Source organism: Methanobrevibacter sp., assembly GCF_045112895.1.
In the GTDB taxonomy this organism is placed as follows: Archaea; Methanobacteriota; Methanobacteria; order Methanobacteriales; family Methanobacteriaceae; genus Methanocatella.
On sequence record NZ_JBGUIH010000009.1, the window covers coordinates 1 to 17673 of the forward strand.

The window sequence follows — 17673 nt, forward strand, 5'->3', positions numbered from 1 at the left end:
TGTCATCAACATTCAAGTCCACAGTATCATTCTCAACGCTAACTCTGGCATCCCTTAATGAAACATTAACATTAATTGTTTTGTTTAAAGCAGCCACATACTTATCATTACCCGCAAATGAAACTGTAACAGTAGCAGAACCTTTACCTTGAGCAAATATCATGCCATCTGAAGCTAAGACAATGCTTTCATCACTGGAAACGAAAGTTAAATTGCCCGCTTCAGCAGGAGTCAAATTAGCCACATCACTAACCCACTCATTAACCTTCAAATCAAAAGTATCATTAGTTAAGATAATTTCGGTAGGTATTTTGCTTACAGTAACGGAGACTTCAGTTGAATTATAAGCAAAGAATTCGCCGTTACCGACGCTTACTGTAATAACAGCACTACCCTCACCAACAGCTTCAACATTGCCTTGAGCATCAACAGTCACAACAGACTCGTCACTGGAAGTATAATTAACAGATAAACCTTCCGGATTTGTAGTGGCAACAATAGTACCGTTTTCACCGACAAATAACTCCATGGTATCGTTTTCAACGCTGACGCTGGCATCCCATAAAGTAACAGTAACTTTAATTGTCTTATTCTCGGCAGCAGCATACTTATCATTACCTGCAAATGAAACAGTAATGACAGCAGTACCTTCACCAACACCGACAATTGAACCAAACATGACCACAGCAACGCTTTCATTACTGGAAGTGTAATTCAAATCACCCGCATCTCCAGGAGTCAAATTAGCAAAATGACCTGTGCCTTCCCTAACTTTCAAGTCGAAAGAATCACTTGAAACCGTGATTTCAGTAGGTATCTTGGCAACTGTCACATCTACAGTGGTTGAGTTTTTGACGTATGCCACGTCATCACCAATACTGACTGTAATCACGGCAGTTCCTGTACTGACAGCTACAACTGTACCGTTTGCATCAACAGTTGCTACGGATTCGTTGCTGGAAGCAAATGTCACATTCAAGCCATCAGGAGAGGTAGTTGCAATGATTGTATCATTGGAACCAACATTCAGCTCCATGGTGTCATTGGCAACGCTTACGGATGCATCCCTAGGCCCTACGATAATGAGAACCTCAGTAGAAGCGTTGTTGTAATTTTCATCATCAAAATACTTGATTTGGGCTGTGGTATTTTCGATTACGCCTGGAACGGTGAATGTGGCAACGCCACTCACAATAGTTGCGCAGTAAAGTCCATCCCCAACATAGGCCCTGGCTTCGCCGGTAGCGTTTGCAAAACCTGTGACAATAATGGTTGCATTATCACCATAATATATAGGATTGCAGGTGGCCTGAAGGGTTAAATTATCCTTAACCTTAATTTCAATAGTTTGATGAGCGTTTTCTATTGATGCAGTCACTCTAGCGGTTCCCACCTTATCTGGAGCGTATGTGATTGTTTGTCCGAATTGAGTGACGTTTTTGCTAACATTTCCATTGGTTGCTGTGACTGTCAGGTTGACAGGCATGAGAAGGGAAGTGTTAGCATATTTGCCTTCGGTTGTGCCTGCATTGTTGTTATAGACAAACAGGTCAAAGGTAATGTCGGTTGGGTCTAGGCTTGTGAGGACATCTGGGTTGGCGGTGGCATTCAGATACAGCCAGTTATTAGGGTTTATATTAACTGTGTTTGGCTGCGCTGCATAATCGGTTGCATTGTTTCCAAACCAATTGAAATCGATACTGGAAGCATCATCACTTTCAGTGAAAGAGATTTCACTATGACAATCATTATCTAAAAAGATATTGCTGTTAATAGTCAAATTAGTACCCTTAAATTGGTTGTAGAAATATATAACAATATCACATGCATTGTGTTTTACAAAAATGCAACCAGAAATACTACCATCATCACTATAAGACCAATCAATAGCAGCACCGCTACTTTCACTCCCTTTGTAAGTGTTGTTCACAAAACTACAACTAGAAACACAACCACCATCACTATAAGACCAATAAATAGCACCACCATAATTGTCTGCAGTGTTATTCACAAAACTACAATTAGAAATACGAACACCCTCACTATAGGACAAACCAATAGCACCACCAGAACCACTCCTCGAATAGCCGTTTATGAATGTAATATTCTGTATTATTACACCATCAGAGCTTTCAATCTGGAATATTCTTGATTTGCCTTTCGCATCGATAGTATATCCGTTACCGTTGATTGTGACATTCCTGTTTCTTATCACTACACCATTAGTGATTGTGTCCAGATCGTTGTAGGTGTAGTTACGTGTCAGATTGATGACTGAATTTGCACTGGAATTGTCTATTAGTTCCTGTAATAGGTCGAAGTCCCCTTTTAGAGAAAGTTCAACTGTCTGTTTTGCATTCGCTATTTGTGCGGTTACGCTGCCCGGTCCTGGACTTGCTGGAGCGTATGTGATTGTCTCTCCAAATTGTGTGAAGTTTTCACTAACGTTTCCTTTGGTTGCTGTGACTGTCAGGTTGACCGGCAGGAGAAGATAAGAATCATACTTGTCTTCAGGCATTTGTGAAGTATTGTTGTAAACAAACAAGTCAAATGTAATGTTTGATGAGTCCAAAATTGAAAGTTCATCTGGACTGGCAGTGGCATTCAGATACAGCCAGTTATTAGGGACAACATTAATCGTGTTTGGCTGTACAGCATAGTCAGTTACATTGTTTCCAAACCAATTGAAATCGATATTAGGATCAGCAACACTTACAAGGGAAGAAATTTCACTAGGACAATCATTATCTAAAAAGATATTGTTGTTAATAGTTATTTTTTTACCATCATAAACATTGCGGAAATAAATAACATTTTCCCATGCATAGTTACTTACAAAACTACAACCGGAAATACTACAACTATCAGCATCATTCAAATAAATAGCACCACCATCATCATAAGATGCGGTGTTGTTCACAAAACTACAACCGGAAATACTACAACTATCAGCATCATTCAAATAAATAGCACCACCACCAACTAAACGTCCATTGGCGTGCCCGTTTTTGAATGTAATGTTCCGTATTGTTATATTTGTGGATTGGAAAAGGGCGAATATTCTTGATTTGCCTTTTGCATCGATTGTATATCCGTTACCGTTGATTGTGACATTGCTGTTATCTATCAGTACACCATCATCCATGTTGTCCAAATCATTGTAAGTGTAGTTGCGTGTCAGATTGATAACTGAATTTGCACCGGCATTATCTATTAGGTCCTGCAATAGGCCGAAGTCCCCTAGGGGAATTTCAAAGGTCTGTTTTGCATTCGCTATCTGTGCGGTTACTCTAGATTTTCCATGACCTGTTGGAATGTATGTGATTGTTTCACCGAATGTTGTGACGTTTTTGTTAACGTTTCCGTTGGTTGCAGTGACTGTCAGCTTGACAGGCATGAGAAGGGAAGTGTTAGCGTACTTGCCTTCGGTTGTGCCTGCATTGTTGTTATAGACAAACAGGTCAAAGGTAATGTCGGTTGGGTCTATGCCGGCAATTCCGCTATGGGTGGCAGTATCATTCATATACAGCCAGTTATTAGGGACGATATTAACCGTGTTTGGCTGCGCTGCATAGTCGGTTGCATTGTTTCCAAACCAATTGAAATCGATATTGGAAGCATCATCACTTACACAGAAATAAATTTCACTAGAACAACTGTTATTTAAGAAAATATTGTTGTTAATAGCCAAATTTTTACCATAATAATCATTGTTGAAATAGATAACATTCTCACTTGCAGTGTTATTCACAAAACTACAACCAGAAACACTACAACCATCATTCCAATCCCAATAAATAGCACAACCAGCATCGGCAGTGTTATTCACAAAACTACAACCAGAAACACAACCACTATCACCATACCAATAAATAGCACCACCACTACCTTTTGCAGTGTTATTCACAAAACTACAACCAGAAACACAACCACCACTACCATACCAATAAATAGCACCACCAGCATCGGCAGTGTTATTCACAAAACTACAACCAGAAACACAACCATCACTACCATACCAATAAATAGCACTACAACCTGCAGTGTTATTCACAAAACTACAATCAGAAACACGAGCACCATGACTACCAGACAAATAAATAGCACCCCCATCTTCATAAAAACGGGTTTTGCCGTTTTTGAATGCAATGTTTTGTATTATTACATTCTTGGAATTGTCAATGCTGAATATTCTTGATTGGCCTCGCGCGTCCAATATTGCGGAATTACCGATGATTGTAATATTCTCCTTGGCACTGATAGAAATCTTCTTATTCCAATCATTGTAGTAGGTACCTGAAGTGAGATAGATGGTATCGCCGGGCTGGGCATTATAAATAGCATCCCCAATAGCACTGAATGTGTAATCACTGACAGAAATACTGTCTCCAAGCGGTTCTTTGCTGTTTGTGGCAGCAAGCTTGTCTTGAGAAACATCCTTTTCATCAGATGCAGAGCTGATTACCGAACCATTCCCTTTTGAATTCAAATCGGAAGTTGATTCCTCAATCTCCGCCTCCAGGGGTTCGCTTTGATAGTCTCCACTGGCCTGTGAAACCTCATCACTGAAATCCTGCGTTAGGTTGGCATCTAAAGTATCCTGAGCTGCGACAGAAGTCAAACAGATGAAAACACTTAATACAATTAAAACGCTGATGAACAGCTTTTTCTTGTTAATCGTTTTATTCACATCCATTTTTAAAATTAAAGTTCAACAACAAATTACATTTTTTAAGTTCGACAGCAAATTTACATTTTCAAAATACAAACTAAAATGCAATCGGCCCATTTCAATCATTAAGTAAAAAAAGTCCAAGCAAACTAATACGAACCTTTTTCATTACTCATCGAATCCTAAACCTTCTTTAATGTTGATTACCATAAACCGATTAGATTTTTTTTATAAGTCTATATCAATATATCTTTATGTAGCTACAGCATATATAATGATTAATATGGGCTTCAAGGCAGATGTAAAATATTCAATCATTGAACTGTCCTACTTTAAGAATCAACCTGCACAGCAATGCTAAACCTATGCATCCGCCGTCATGTTTTCTCTCATGCATATGGACATGAAAAATCAATGTATAAACTTAACGATAGAGACACTAAAAAAAATTAAAAAAAAAGAAGTAATTTAACCGAGTAAATTACTTATTTGGTCTGTTGTAATGAGACCTAAAACTTTCATATCCTCATCGACAACAGGAAGACAGGATATATCAAATTTGCGCATTTGACGGGCAACTTCCTCTATAGTATCGCTAGCATTACAATACTTGACGGTTGTTGTCATTATATCTTTCAGATGATTTGAGTTAGTGGCTATTGATTTTGATAAATCCCAACTTGTAACAATTCCAATAAGCTTATAATCATCGGTAACGACTGGAATATGAGTTACATGCTTATCCAACATTAATTTAGCCGCTTCAGTTACATCAGCATTGCCTTTGATTGTAGCTATCTCTTCCATCATTATGTCTTCAACAATATTGTCTGAGAGGAACTTGGCAAAGATATAATTTAGCTGTCCTGTTTCAAGCAAGAAAGCATCATGCCCATAATTTGACTTTATCTCTGAATATGATACCTCAATATCATTGGCATTAAGCGCGGTTACAATCTCCATGCTTTGTTCAGATGGATATAACCAGTCGGAATCAACAGAAATAACTTCAACCTTGGCTTCAACATTCTTAAGGCCATCAATTAATGAGTTGCTAACAGATAAATCAAACAAATCAACTGCCTTTGTAATGTATAGATAACTATTAGCATCAAAACGCTTTACGAATGTTTCTCCTTGATGCTTTAGGTAGCTTTCAACTTGGAAATCAACTGTAAAGTCATAACTGATTTCATCCTTATCCTGAAGGCCACGTCCAAATTTGATATCCATCGATTCATCACTTAAGTAGGTAATGTGAGCTATCATACGGGCCAGTGACAATCCATTTCTTGGAATTTTGCCGGAATCATAATAGTTTCCGCCATTCCAATTAGGGTCTGAAAATATTGATTGGCGACCAACAGCATTAAATGCAATTTGCTGCGGATATGACATCGCTGCGGTAGCTATAGGAATTGCCTTTTTCATCATTTTAGGATAGGATACCATCCATTCAAGAACCTGCATTCCGCCCATGGATCCACCAATTACGGCATATAGCTGGTTAATCCCAAAATGGTCAACCAATTTCTTTTGAACCTTGACCATGTCGCTGATTGTAATTACAGGAAACTCAAGGCCATATTCTTTTTCTGTTTTTGGATTGATTGAGCTTGGGCCGGTTGTCCCTTTACATCCCCCTAATACATTAGAACAAATGATAAAGTATTTTTCACTGTCCAATGCTTTGCCGGGGCCTATTACTATCTCCCACCAGCCAGGCTTTTTGTCGCCTTTATGCCAGCCTGCTGCGTGAGCATCACCGGTTAGAGCATGACAAACCAAAATTGCATTGGATTTTTGTTTGTTAAGTTCACCATAAGTTTCATAAGCAACAGTGACTTCTTCAAGAGTTTGGCCACTATCCAATTCAATAGGCTCCTTGATGTTAAGATATTCCGTTTCAACAACACCAACAGATTCCTCATACATTTAAAACACCTTAATATTTAATTTTTCGATAGCTATCTTTGCAGCTGCTTGTTCTGCTTCCTTTTTATTCTTTCCTTTTCCAACACCCATCTCTACGCCATCAATCAGAATGGATATGATGAATGTCTTATCATGGGGCACTCCATATTCCTCTAAAACTTCATATGAAATATCTAATTCTTTCGCATCCCCATATTCCTTCATTGCAGATTTATAATCTGCGAAGAATATTCTATTTTCATCAATATACTTGAAGATTACTTTAGATATATACTCTTTTGCAAATTCCATTCCCTGATCCAGGAATATTGCTCCTAAAAATGATTCAAAAATATCTGCAGTAATGGACAATACCTCATTTTTTGTTAGATTTGATTCCTCAACAGTTACTTTAAGATAATCCTGGAGTCCCAATTCATGTGAATAATAGATTAATGCTGATTGGCAAACATAATTGGCCCTTAGTTTTGTAAGCTTGCCTTCTTCGTATTGAGGATATTTTTCATATAAATACTCAGATACAATTACGCTTAAAACAGAGTCTCCTAAAAACTCCAATCTTTCATAATTGTAATCCAATCCCATATGAGTTGAATAGGAGCCATGTGTAAATGCTATTTCATATAGATGTTCATTTTCAGTTTTTATATTAAATTTTTCAAATAGATTCATAAGTAAAAGCCCAAGAGATAAATTAAATTTTACATTAATAACTTTGGAATTTTAATTATATATAACTAATTATATCTTTATTGTATATAACTATTGTTATATATTTCTTTTCAAATGCTCTCTCGGACTTTTTTTATAAGCATCCAAAATTAAAGTAAGATTAAAAAGGATTTGGTAATATGATTATAAATTGGAAAGAAGAAATTACAAAAATCGACCCTGACATAAAATTCAGAGCACAGGGCGGATGGCTGAAAACCATCACCAAATTAGACAAAAGCGTGAAAAATGGATATTCCCTTGTTGGAGATTTTGTCCAGGCAGGAGACTTTGAAGAAAAGTATGATGAAGGAATATATCTCGATTGCAATAAGGAAGGAAGCGCTAAAAAGCCACAGCAGGACTACAGACTATTCCGCTTTAGAGATGGCAAAGTAAGATTGCTTGATATGGTAATTGATGGTGCCCAAGGCTGGGCAGTTGACTTATGGGAAGCAGTAGAAGACGAACTTTAAAAAAATTATTGTGAAATTTCGTTTTTCGGCTTAAACTTTGAAAATCCTGTGACTTGAAATTCTTCCCTTTTGTCTAAGCAGGTCGGTTCCTGCAATAGAATGATCTTATGGTCCAAGTTTTGAGGGAGATTTTTTCCTTTGCCGTCAATTATTCCTCTATAGCTTACAGTGAAGTCACCTGTATCGCCAATATCCATATTCAATTTTTCAGAGGATATCACTTCACTGAAAAAATCCTCCAAATCCATTATTTCGAATACCGGCGCAACATAACTTATGGCCATCAGACCATTTTCGTTTTCTCTTATCTTAACCCTTCTTTGATCCAATTTAATGGTTTCATCTGTTTTTTTACGAGTTATTCTAATATAATTTGAAAATTGGGAGTCAATCATTTAATCACTATCCAATGTGGCAAAACTCACAGCAAGCACATTTTGGTGCAAAATAGGAGTCTTCAGGTTCTACAACAGCTTTTTGAGCAAATAAAGTTATATTGAACTTTGGATGATATTCTGAACTTACCTCTTTGGTCATTGGAGATAATCCTCTGTAGTATACGGGCCTATAGCCAGTTTGTGAAATGTCAAAGTAGAATTTTTCTCCAGTAGCAAATTTATTAAAGTATTCTTCAAGTGCCAATGCTTGTTTTGGAGAAATTGAAAAGGTAAAACCCATTGTGTCATCACTTCTCTGTTTTATTCCGGCATTTGAAATATCAACAGCCAGTATATCGTCGTTTCCCCTTACAAAAACAACACAATTCTCTAAATCTACATCGTTTTCTTTAGCGATATCAACTAATTCAGACATGATAGTCACCTTAAATAATTTAGTAATAATTAACCTAATATTAACTCAATTGTTATAAATACTTATCTAAAAAATAGCCATTCGATATATGTTATATTAAATTTTGAAAAAAAGTAGTTTGAAGAAGATTAATTTAATAATCTTCAAGCTTTTGCCAACTTATACTAGTCTTTGCCTAGTAGTTGGTTTTTTATTTTGCCAGCTGTATCTCCTTAATTTTTTAGATTTACCAAATCCACAGGAAGCACAGACTTTTTTACGTATATGGTAAGTGTTTCTACCACATCTTCTGCATCTGATATGGGTCTTTTTATTCTTTTTACCCATTGATGGAGTTCCCTTTGACATCGATACACCTCCTTAATCTATAGTAAGAATTATAATTTCAAAATAATTATTGAATAATATTTATGGTGAGATATAAACAATATTATCTCCTCTAATGAGCACAACACCGAGTCTTCTAGTAACTTCTCCGTCTTGTAACTCTTCTGCATCATTAAGAACTAAATTCATGTGTAAATCAAAGCTCTTAAGTATACCTCTAAATTCACGATCTCCTTTGAGTTTTATTAAAACTGGAGAGTCTACAGATTTTCCTAATGCGTCAAGTGGCCTTTGAACATTTTGTCCGCTCATTATATCACCTTATATTATTACATAATTTTTAAATAGTTTTTCAATATGAATCGAGTAAAAAAATACTCATTATTAGACATAATATAATCAAGTTAAGATAAGACAAAACCTAATTAAAACTAATACTATTAATTATAACTAACCTACTATATAAATGTTACTTTATTTTAACCAAAAAGAATGAAAAAATAACAACAATACTAATTATTAACATCAAGATATTTAAATTATTTTTCAAATGCTCTCACACTTCAATTATAACCCCCAAGCCCCAAAGATATATTCACTCAACCATCACAGGCACCACCATGAAATTCGATCGCCAAAAATATATTGACCTAATATTCTACATACTATCCCAATCGTATGATAAGCAACATCTGGGAAAAACCGTACTTTGCAGCCTATTATATTTCATTGATTTTAACCATTACGAACTTTACGGGAAATTGCTTACGAAAGAAACCTATATAAAATCAAAAAAGGGCATAAAGCCGAAACATTTCAATGAAGTTACAAACGAACTGATTGGCAAAAGACAGCTATTTTTAAGAAAGGAGCCCTACTACCACAGGATAATCCATAGATATTATCCAACAATAATTCCAACCGTAAGATTCAGCAGAAAGGAGCTTGAAATCATCGACTTTTCGATTAGGCAATTAAGCAACAACAATGCAAGCGCCATGATAAAATATGCAATAAAAGATCCGCCCATGATAATAGCTGAATTCGGTGAAAATATTGATTGCAGGTATGTTTTTTCCAGAAATGAAAAATATTCCGCAAGAAAAATTAGATTACAAAATAAATAGATTTATTTATTCTTAAGACAAAATATTATCCATTAAAAAACTATTTGGGGTTAACATGGCAATAAAAGTTAAAAAAAGAAATTTCCTGAAAAAAAAGAAAATAAAAGAGATTAAGGAAGAATTAGGCGAATACGGCAATTTACTTCAAGGCAAGAAAAATATAGAAATACTTGAAGCAGAACCTAATTCATTTATATTAGTGGATGGCGAACCATACATCATAATAATTGATGATAAGCCATTTCCAACACTTAAAGCAGCACTCGCCAATGAAATTGATGCAAAAACAGTGACTGTAGACATGGGAGCAATCAGATTCGTAAGCAACGGCGCTGACATAATGAGCCCTGGAATCGTAGCTGCAAGTGAGGGCGTTGAAGCAGGAGATATTGTTTTGATTATAGATGAAACACATGGAAAGCCACTGGCTATAGGAGTAAGCCTAATCACTGGTGAAGAAATGGTTGAAAACGATTCCGGAAAAGCCGTATCAACAAAACACTATGTCGGCGATGATATCTGGAACTTTGAATTATGAGGTGACCATATGGCTGAATTGAGATACAGGGCAGGCAAAATCAGAAATCCCGAAGTCCACAAAATCGGCATAATTGCCCTCGGTTCACACCTTGAAAACCATGGCCCTGCACTTCCGATTGATACTGATGCCAAAATTGCTGCATATATCGCATTTAAATCCTCGCTTGAAACCGGAGCCAAATTTTTAGGAATAATCTTTCCAGCTTATGAATTGGACACTATTGACCATGGAGTGCATGTTTCCCTTGATGTTTTAAAAGATAATGTAATCAACACCCTTAATTCCGCTAAAGAATTCCTAAATATAGAAAAAGTAGTTATTGTCAATGCACATGGGGGCAATATTCCTTTAGTGACAGAATTATGGGATATAGAAGATAAAACCGATTTGGCTATCGTGTTTAACAATAAGGTAATCTCATCAGAAGGCCCTCATGGAGGAAGCGGCGAGCTGTCAATGGCCAAAGTATTGGGAATCATCAATGAAAGTGAAGTTGAAAACCAGGCAAACGTTAGGGAATATGAGGAAGTTGGCCTATATGGATTCAAACAGGCGCGTCAAGATGATCCAAACATTGAAGAAGGTGCAAGAGACGTTGAAGAAAACGGGGTTTATGTGGATGAAGAGTACGGAGAAAGGTTGTTTAATCTAGCTATTAACTCCGTAATACTTGACGTTGAAAAGTTATTGGACTTTTAAAAAATATTTATTGAAAATCAGGTTTGTCAACAGTAGTTTCAACACTAGAATAACTAGTCTCTTCAGTTGTAGTTTCAACCTTTGAAGAAGAACTAGTTGATGAAGTAGAACTTGAACTGTCAGACTCATCATCAGATGATGAATCGTCGACTGTAGTCTCTACATCTGAATCGCTGGAAGATGAATAATCCTGACTGGAAGAGCTATAGTCATCGGAATATGGATTGCCGTAACTCTCTCCACTGTCTCCAGTGTCATCAGTAATGGCTGAAAGATTATCCAGAATGCCTCCAGTATCACTTTCATTAGGCAATATTGAAATCGGACCTGTTATAGATGCACAGACACATGCAAAGCAAAAAGCGATAATGGCAACTATAAAAATTACTAAAACTGTAGCGGATCTACTTGACAATGTTATACACCCTATAAAATTAACTAACAATAATATGTTTACACTAATATAAAAAGATATGGATACGATGAAAACTATTAAAAAAGCAACTCAAAGCGAAATAAACATTAAAAAATCTCAGTTTATATGTTCCTTGTTTCCAACAAAAACAAAAGCCGAATCCAAAGAGATTATTCGAAAACTAAATGAACAGTACTCTGATGCAACACATAATTGTACCGCATATATAGTAAGCGACGGTGAAGGCTTTGACGATGACGGCGAGCCTGGCGGAACTGCAGGCAAACCTATGATAAATGTTTTAAGGAAAAATGAACTTCACAATGTGACTGCAGTCGTAACAAGATACTTCGGCGGAATCAAGCTTGGAGCAGGAGGGCTTGTAAGGGCATATTCCAAATCAGTCATGGAAGCCATCGGTGAAGCCGAAATACTTGAGATTGAAGAATATGAAGTTTATGAACTTGTTTTTGAATACTCAGAAATCAAAACAGCAGACAGTGAAGTTAGAAACAACAATCTGGAAGTCATCGACAAGCAATATTCAGACAAAGTCATCTATGATGTTGTATCAAAAGACGGCAGAGACATTTTAAGAATATTTGAAAAATACTCTGGAAAAATTAGTGTCAGTTTTAAAAACAAGCAATTTTTGGAAAAAAATTAAAAAAAAATGAAGAAGATTATGCTTCTTCAAAGTTTGCTGCAGGTACGCCACAAACTGGGCATACAAAATCTTCTGGTAATTCGTCTTCTTCTAAAACGAATCCGCATACTTTACAGACATAAGCCATTTAAAGCACCTATTCTACTTTTTCAAACATGTCAGCGGTTGCACCGCACATAGGACATTTAAAGTCTTCTGGGAGTTCTTCAAATTCTTCGGTTGTGTATCCGCAAAGTTTACATTTAAATTTTGCCATATTTAACAATCTCCTTAAATAGTTGTATTAAATTATATAATTTAATTAATATTATTTTTCATTTAATCAATATATAAAATTATTTAAATTTTTTCAAACATTGCCTTAGGCATGCGACATTTTGGGCATTTGAAGGAACTTGGCAAATCCTCAAATAGGGTGCCTGCCGGAATGCTTAAGCCTTCTTCATAGTTGTCTTCATCGATTGTATATCCGCAAATCTTACACTTATATTGAGCCATAAAATAATCTCCTTTAATAATTAGAATCTATTAGGAACTTTCAAATGGTCTGGAAGAGGTTTGATGCGAGCAGGAGTTCCGATAGCCAAATAGAATGGCGGAACGGAATGTATTACAATAGCTCCGGCAGCAACAATGGACCCTTCACCGATTTCAACATTGGACAGGAATGTTGTGTTGCCCCCTATGGAAGCTCCACGTCTGATTTTAGGTCCTTGAAGTTCATAATTGATTCTTACGGGATACTTATCATTTGTAAAACAAGCACAAGGTCCGATAAACACATTATCTTCAATTACAGAATTAGTTGGAATATATACATTGGATTGAATGCTGACATCGTTTCCAATAATCACATCCCCCTCAATTACAGTGTTAGTTCCTATTAGGACATCGTCACCGATGTTGGTGTTTTCCCTAATTACAACATTGTGTCCTGTTCTGAAATTATCTCCAATAACCACATCATTGTAAATAATTGAGTTTGATCTTATGGTGTAGTTTTTACCGATGACCGGCGGTTTTGAGTTTGGAGCATATTCAACACCGAATTGGATGTTCTGGTCAGCAGGAAACTCTAATTCTGGTTTTGATAAATCCGGTTTGATGGATTCCCTTTCAATCACAGGTTTTTCATAGACAATTTCAGTCGGCTCTTCCCTTTGAGGCTGCCTATAGAATTTATCCTCATTATAGACTGGCTTTTGTTGATAGACCTGTCTTGGAGGTTGAGAATACAATCTGTCATCTCTTGGCATTTGAACTACACGAGGCTGTTTTTCATCACTTATATAATAAGGATTGTCCTTGTGCTGTTCATACGGCCTTTCTCTGTTTTTTGACTGTCCATCCCCAAGAGTTTGTGAAAATCTAACCATATTATCAAACCTTTAATATATTAATGATTTAATGTATGTTTATAAATAGTATATATACTAGATGGTAATTTCTTAGTATTTCCAAGAAATAAAATCCATTATAATTTATTATTATATTAATCCAAAGGAATGTTATACCTTAAACTCTTCTAAAAATTCTTTGAACACGTTGAAAAATAATGAGTAGTCATCACTGAAAAAGAAGTCCTTTCCATCGAAAATGAAAATGCTCAGATTTTCAATTTTATCTTTGAGGGGCTCAGTATCAAATTCAAGAGAATAATAGCTACTATCCAAATCGCTGACAATCAATGTTTTCGCTTTAATATTGGTTAATTTATCCTCTACATTGTAGCTTAAAATAGCATCATTTCTAAATTTTAAGTCATATATGTCTGTAAATAAACCTTCATCAACAAATTCATCCATCAATGAATCGATTTCATTTAAAGTTAAATCATTAAATAGCTTTTTGGAGAATTGTTGAGAAAAAATCAATCGATTAATTGAAACTATAACTCTAGATATGGAATGACTGTAGATATCCTCATCGTAATAATCATCAGATGAAGAAATCATAGAATCTATAACCTTATGAGAAATATAACGCTGCCCATTTGTTTTAAAGGAACTGTGCCCAATAATCAGAAATTCCATTTCATCAGGATATTCGCATGCCCATGTATAGGCCTCATATCCCCCAAATCCTACGGCCAAAATGCCAAGAACTTTCGTTATGTTGAATTTTTCAGCTAAAAATCTTCTTTTGAAATTAACGCAATCCTTAATGGAATATTGTGGAAAATCCTGCTTTAAATTGGTTGTAGATGGCGAAGAAGATTCCGGAAATCCTAGAGATGTGATTGAAATATAAAAGAAGTTATAATCAGACAATATGCTATCAGGACCTATTAAATGACTCAATTCATCAAAAGAGGAATAGTCCCCATTGAATCTGTGGCAGAATATGAAAGCGTTGATGATATTGCCATCATCATCATATTTTGGAGTTCCTCTAGTAGCATATTCAACCTGCAAATTATCAAGAACCCTGCCATAGTCAAACTCAAATTCTTTCATAATGTATTTATCATAGCTAAATCTAAAATTTCCACTCATTGTTATCTATTACAAAATTTGACAAACAAAATATATAAAATATGCTATTTAATTATAAACCTTTATAAAAAATATGTTATTCAGCTATAAACTTGAACATTTGCTGAATCTAAATAATGCCACACCAAAATAAGATGCAAAAGGAATTAGCAAAATAAAAATATTTACTTAAAAAATAAAAAAAGAGGGGAATTAAATCCCATTTACAAAGGATCTAATCCAATCCAAAAGTCCGTCAAGTGAAAAGCCACTGGCGGAAGTATCACCAAAGATGTCACCTACTTGGTCTTGGTAGTAGTTTACATCCCCCTGAACATTTTGCACTTGTTCAATTGTGTCCGCCAAGTTCTCAATATCATTATATGTTATGTTGATGTTGTTGTTTTCAACATAATTGTTGATGATATTGACGATTGTGTCGTGGTCTGTAATATTGTCACTTGAAACTTGTTCCTTTACATCATCCACCAATTGTGATAGCTCTTCAGCGCTTACATCTGAATTATCCACAATTTCTGCTTCAGTATAAATTTCATCGCTTGCAGCTTCTTTTACACTGTCCGGAATTTCGACATCAGTCGCTACTTCATAAGAGTTCATTATTCCTGCAAGAGCGGACTCTCCGGTCGCTTGAACAGGACTTGTTACATACACATGGCCTTTAGTGATTCCAGCGGATTTCAAAGCTGAAATGTACATATCACCGGTTATTGTGGTGATTTTTGATTTGTCCACACTTACTTTCAAGTCAGCATTATCATTTAAATCCACAAGCGCTGAAGACAATATTTGATTTGAATTGTAATATTTGCCTGTAATTCCACCTGAGATTTGATTTACTTGATTAGCTGTAATTGTTTTTACAGCAACATTATTCATATCAACGTTTGCTTGGTTGACAAAGAAATTGTCAACGAAAGATTTGTAGTCAGAATTTGCATAGGTTGTTTCACCATAAGTTATTACGACATTGGAATCAGTTGAAAATCCTGCTGGGATTAGCATGCCAACAAGGATTAACGCTAATACTAGCATAGTAATCTTACGCATTTTTATCACCTCTTTTGAATTCCTATCATAAATTAGCGGAAGTAGTATTTAAATGTTACAGTCTGGTGGATATATCACACACTTCCTATCCTTTGAAAAATGTTACTCCCATTGTAATTCTTACGGTAAGGACGATATTTTATTGATTATATCATCTATAGAATAATGAAAATTAAAGTCAATATAATAAATAGCCACCATTCTTCCTTTGATTTAATGAATTGGATTTGACATTAACGCCAAGGTTTTTGAAAATCGAATATGATTTTAAATTAAGGTATATAACCTAATCAATCAGATTATCGATTTTATCAAAAAGTTCATGGTAGTTTTCAAAAAGGTTCATGAATTCATCATCATTTTTTGACATCAAAACTATCTTCAGCCGTTTGTCATCTTTAAAAATCTTAACTTGGTCTTCTTCATCCTCGTTATCGAACATATCAATAATTAATGATTTGATTTCATTATATTTCTCTTCAGTCAAATTATGCATTCTATTATGGTTCAATAGATTCATTGCATGGATAATTCCATTATCTTGCATATCAATACAGGAAGATAACCTAATCTTAGTATCCATATAATAAGGAGCTTCTACTTTATCCCTGCGAAGCACAATTGAAATTTTTGATATAACATGGTCATCATCACAATTTTCATTAATGAATTTAATCAGTTTGAACTGTTTTATATTTGCACCATTATTCATGAAAGTCATGATAATATATTATTTTTATAAATATTTAAGTCTAATGTATCAGAAAACAAAAAGAGGTTCGAAAATAAATAGCTAGACGATAAGGTGCGCTAACACAGGTTACCTATTCTTCTGGCAAGCAAATTAACTTAAAAAATATATTGCCTATTAAGATTTTTTCAAAATCAATATAAATTCAGAACTACAAAATTACAATTAGAGGTAGTTAAAATGCAAAGCAATATCACAAAAGAGATGGATTTCAGATTCCCGCCGATAGTACTGATCAAAAGCAACACCAAACCGGAAAATGCAATAGGACCTAAAGAGGGAAAAGGCGGATGTGTGATGAGTTTCATTGCACAGACAATAGCCAAAAGAAAAACCAGCTGTTTTGGCCGTGAAAACATTACCTGTGGTGGACTTGCTACAGGCTTTGGTTGGGGAGACGGATTTAAAGATGAGGATGCTCTTGACTTTCAGGCAACATTTCTCTCCTGCGGCGTTGAATCAGCACCGAATAGAGAGGAATACGAAACCCGATTAGGCTATATGAAAAAACACACAAGGGAAATGTTCAGGGAAGGCGAGAGAATATTTACCGACTTTGAAACCGCAAAAACAAATATAAAAAATCGTCCAATCTATGACAGCGAAGATTATGTGATATTCAAGGGTCTTGAGGATTTGGAAGACGGTGAAATACCACTATCCGTAATCTTTACCGTTAATCCTGTTGAATTGACTGCTCTAATCCAGATTAATACATCATTTAGAACAGAAGGTGCATATGTTTTAACCCCACAGGCATCCTCCTGCCAGGCAATCGGCAGCTTTACATTCAGGCAAGGTGAAAGTGATGATCCCAAACCTATTTTAAGTCCAATTGACTTTGCGGGAAAAAGAAAAATGAAACACTTCATTCCAAATGAGTACATGCACTTGTCAATGCCGTGGAAGCTGTTCCTGAAACTTGAAGAAGTCAGCAAAAAAAGCGTTCTTCAAACTGAACTGTGGCAAAAGTTTAAATGAACCACATTCAAAA

General features: G+C 35.6%; 21 protein-coding genes. 6 read left to right on the forward strand and 15 right to left on the reverse strand.

Annotation, left to right across the window (positions count from 1 at the left end):
• The 3 genes from ACJMLD_RS01985 to rnc form a co-directional block, all read right to left on the reverse strand.
• Positions 1–4696 (reverse strand): right-handed parallel beta-helix repeat-containing protein (locus ACJMLD_RS01985; protein ID WP_405267483.1); only part of this gene is annotated, 4696 nt, incomplete at its 3' end.
• Between the two features lie 444 nt (positions 4697–5140).
• Positions 5141–6607: a homoserine O-acetyltransferase gene (locus ACJMLD_RS01990; protein ID WP_405267485.1), complete on the reverse strand. Its 1467-nt coding sequence runs from the start codon at positions 6605–6607 to the stop codon at positions 5141–5143.
• Positions 6608–7279 (reverse strand): ribonuclease III, encoded by a 672-nt coding sequence (rnc, locus tag ACJMLD_RS01995; RefSeq protein WP_405267487.1) that lies wholly within the window; start codon positions 7277–7279, stop codon positions 6608–6610.
• Positions 7280–7458: 179 nt separating this feature from the next.
• Between rnc and ACJMLD_RS02000 the strand changes: the two genes are divergently transcribed.
• Positions 7459–7794 (forward strand): hypothetical protein, encoded by a 336-nt coding sequence (locus ACJMLD_RS02000; protein ID WP_405267489.1) that lies wholly within the window; start codon positions 7459–7461, stop codon positions 7792–7794.
• A 5-nt stretch (positions 7795–7799) separates the two neighbouring features.
• Here ACJMLD_RS02000 and ACJMLD_RS02005 read toward each other — a convergent pair whose 3' ends face one another.
• From ACJMLD_RS02005 to ACJMLD_RS02020, 4 genes are all read right to left on the reverse strand, one after another.
• Positions 7800–8189: a hypothetical protein gene (locus ACJMLD_RS02005; RefSeq protein ID WP_405267491.1), complete on the reverse strand. Its 390-nt coding sequence runs from the start codon at positions 8187–8189 to the stop codon at positions 7800–7802.
• Positions 8190–8196: 7 nt separating this feature from the next.
• Entirely contained in the window at positions 8197–8607 is a 411-nt protein-coding gene (locus ACJMLD_RS02010) for a hypothetical protein (protein ID WP_405267493.1), read from the reverse strand.
• Between the two features lie 159 nt (positions 8608–8766).
• Positions 8767–8955 carry a 50S ribosomal protein L37e gene (locus ACJMLD_RS02015; protein WP_067042784.1) on the reverse strand — a complete coding sequence of 63 codons (189 nt, stop codon included), beginning with the start codon at positions 8953–8955 and terminating at the stop codon, positions 8767–8769.
• Between the two features lie 60 nt (positions 8956–9015).
• Positions 9016–9246, reverse strand: a complete 231-nt coding sequence (locus tag ACJMLD_RS02020) for an LSm family protein (RefSeq protein WP_116591755.1) — start codon at positions 9244–9246, stop codon at positions 9016–9018.
• A gap of 308 nt (positions 9247–9554) precedes the next feature.
• On the opposite strand from ACJMLD_RS02020, the gene ACJMLD_RS02025 reads away from it, so the two are divergent.
• The 3 genes from ACJMLD_RS02025 to arfB are packed head-to-tail and all read left to right on the forward strand — an operon-like array spanning position 9555 to position 11301.
• Positions 9555–10061 (forward strand): type II toxin-antitoxin system antitoxin SocA domain-containing protein, encoded by a 507-nt coding sequence (locus ACJMLD_RS02025; RefSeq protein WP_405267495.1) that lies wholly within the window; start codon positions 9555–9557, stop codon positions 10059–10061.
• A gap of 55 nt (positions 10062–10116) precedes the next feature.
• Complete coding sequence (locus ACJMLD_RS02030; RefSeq protein WP_405267497.1) at positions 10117–10599, forward strand: RNA-binding protein; 483 nt, start codon at positions 10117–10119, stop codon at positions 10597–10599.
• 9 nt (positions 10600–10608) lie between these two features.
• Entirely contained in the window at positions 10609–11301 is a 693-nt protein-coding gene (gene arfB, locus ACJMLD_RS02035) for a 2-amino-5-formylamino-6-ribosylaminopyrimidin-4(3H)-one 5'-monophosphate deformylase (RefSeq protein WP_405267499.1), read from the forward strand.
• 7 nt (positions 11302–11308) lie between these two features.
• Here the strand turns inward: arfB and ACJMLD_RS02040 are convergent, their stop codons facing one another.
• The gene (locus ACJMLD_RS02040; RefSeq protein ID WP_405267501.1) at positions 11309–11716 is read right to left on the reverse strand and encodes a hypothetical protein; all 408 of its coding nucleotides are present in this window, start codon (positions 11714–11716) and stop codon (positions 11309–11311) included.
• 67 nt (positions 11717–11783) lie between these two features.
• On the opposite strand from ACJMLD_RS02040, the gene ACJMLD_RS02045 reads away from it, so the two are divergent.
• The gene (locus tag ACJMLD_RS02045) at positions 11784–12383 is read left to right on the forward strand and encodes a YigZ family protein (RefSeq protein ID WP_405267503.1); all 600 of its coding nucleotides are present in this window, start codon (positions 11784–11786) and stop codon (positions 12381–12383) included.
• 16 nt (positions 12384–12399) lie between these two features.
• Here ACJMLD_RS02045 and ACJMLD_RS02050 read toward each other — a convergent pair whose 3' ends face one another.
• The 7 genes from ACJMLD_RS02050 to ACJMLD_RS02080 form a co-directional block, all read right to left on the reverse strand.
• Positions 12400–12510 (reverse strand): rubredoxin-like domain-containing protein, encoded by a 111-nt coding sequence (locus tag ACJMLD_RS02050; RefSeq protein WP_405267505.1) that lies wholly within the window; start codon positions 12508–12510, stop codon positions 12400–12402.
• 9 nt (positions 12511–12519) lie between these two features.
• Positions 12520–12639 (reverse strand): rubredoxin, encoded by a 120-nt coding sequence (locus ACJMLD_RS02055; protein WP_292750918.1) that lies wholly within the window; start codon positions 12637–12639, stop codon positions 12520–12522.
• Positions 12640–12722: 83 nt separating this feature from the next.
• On the reverse strand, positions 12723–12881 hold the full coding sequence (locus ACJMLD_RS02060) for a rubredoxin (protein ID WP_405267507.1): 159 nt from the start codon (positions 12879–12881) through the stop codon (positions 12723–12725).
• A gap of 20 nt (positions 12882–12901) precedes the next feature.
• Positions 12902–13489 carry an acyltransferase gene (locus ACJMLD_RS02065; RefSeq protein WP_405267554.1) on the reverse strand — a complete coding sequence of 196 codons (588 nt, stop codon included), beginning with the start codon at positions 13487–13489 and terminating at the stop codon, positions 12902–12904.
• 402 nt (positions 13490–13891) lie between these two features.
• A complete protein-coding gene (locus ACJMLD_RS02070) occupies positions 13892–14878 on the reverse strand; it encodes a homoserine acetyltransferase (RefSeq protein ID WP_405267509.1) in 987 nt (328 codons plus the stop codon).
• Between the two features lie 192 nt (positions 14879–15070).
• A complete protein-coding gene (locus ACJMLD_RS02075; RefSeq protein ID WP_405267510.1) occupies positions 15071–15928 on the reverse strand; it encodes a DUF1002 domain-containing protein in 858 nt (285 codons plus the stop codon).
• A gap of 286 nt (positions 15929–16214) precedes the next feature.
• A complete protein-coding gene (locus tag ACJMLD_RS02080; protein WP_405267512.1) occupies positions 16215–16640 on the reverse strand; it encodes a hypothetical protein in 426 nt (141 codons plus the stop codon).
• 219 nt (positions 16641–16859) lie between these two features.
• Here ACJMLD_RS02080 and ACJMLD_RS02085 point away from each other — a divergent pair, with 219 nt between their 5' ends.
• Complete coding sequence (locus tag ACJMLD_RS02085; RefSeq protein WP_405267514.1) at positions 16860–17660, forward strand: DUF169 domain-containing protein; 801 nt, start codon at positions 16860–16862, stop codon at positions 17658–17660.
• The last annotated feature ends 13 nt before the right edge of the window (positions 17661–17673 follow it).

Bases quoted from the DNA above. Each gene is read 5' to 3' on its own strand.
- ACJMLD_RS01990 (WP_405267485.1), bottom strand. From the start codon at position 6,607: ATGTATGAGGAATCTGTTGGTGTTGTTGAAACGGAATATCTTAACATC.
- rnc (WP_405267487.1), bottom strand. From the start codon at position 7,279: ATGAATCTATTTGAAAAATTTAATATAAAAACTGAAAATGAACATCTA.
- ACJMLD_RS02000 (WP_405267489.1), top strand. From the start codon at position 7,459: ATGATTATAAATTGGAAAGAAGAAATTACAAAAATCGACCCTGACATA.
- ACJMLD_RS02005 (WP_405267491.1), bottom strand. From the start codon at position 8,189: ATGATTGACTCCCAATTTTCAAATTATATTAGAATAACTCGTAAAAAA.
- ACJMLD_RS02010 (WP_405267493.1), bottom strand. From the start codon at position 8,607: ATGTCTGAATTAGTTGATATCGCTAAAGAAAACGATGTAGATTTAGAG.
- ACJMLD_RS02015 (WP_067042784.1), bottom strand. From the start codon at position 8,955: ATGTCAAAGGGAACTCCATCAATGGGTAAAAAGAATAAAAAGACCCAT.
- ACJMLD_RS02020 (WP_116591755.1), bottom strand. From the start codon at position 9,246: ATGAGCGGACAAAATGTTCAAAGGCCACTTGACGCATTAGGAAAATCT.
- ACJMLD_RS02025 (WP_405267495.1), top strand. From the start codon at position 9,555: ATGAAATTCGATCGCCAAAAATATATTGACCTAATATTCTACATACTA.
- ACJMLD_RS02030 (WP_405267497.1), top strand. From the start codon at position 10,117: ATGGCAATAAAAGTTAAAAAAAGAAATTTCCTGAAAAAAAAGAAAATA.
- arfB (WP_405267499.1), top strand. From the start codon at position 10,609: ATGGCTGAATTGAGATACAGGGCAGGCAAAATCAGAAATCCCGAAGTC.
- ACJMLD_RS02045 (WP_405267503.1), top strand. From the start codon at position 11,784: ATGAAAACTATTAAAAAAGCAACTCAAAGCGAAATAAACATTAAAAAA.
- ACJMLD_RS02050 (WP_405267505.1), bottom strand. From the start codon at position 12,510: ATGGCTTATGTCTGTAAAGTATGCGGATTCGTTTTAGAAGAAGACGAA.
- ACJMLD_RS02055 (WP_292750918.1), bottom strand. From the start codon at position 12,639: ATGGCAAAATTTAAATGTAAACTTTGCGGATACACAACCGAAGAATTT.
- ACJMLD_RS02060 (WP_405267507.1), bottom strand. From the start codon at position 12,881: ATGGCTCAATATAAGTGTAAGATTTGCGGATATACAATCGATGAAGAC.
- ACJMLD_RS02070 (WP_405267509.1), bottom strand. From the start codon at position 14,878: ATGAGTGGAAATTTTAGATTTAGCTATGATAAATACATTATGAAAGAA.
- ACJMLD_RS02075 (WP_405267510.1), bottom strand. From the start codon at position 15,928: ATGCGTAAGATTACTATGCTAGTATTAGCGTTAATCCTTGTTGGCATG.
- ACJMLD_RS02080 (WP_405267512.1), bottom strand. From the start codon at position 16,640: ATGAATAATGGTGCAAATATAAAACAGTTCAAACTGATTAAATTCATT.
- ACJMLD_RS02085 (WP_405267514.1), top strand. From the start codon at position 16,860: ATGCAAAGCAATATCACAAAAGAGATGGATTTCAGATTCCCGCCGATA.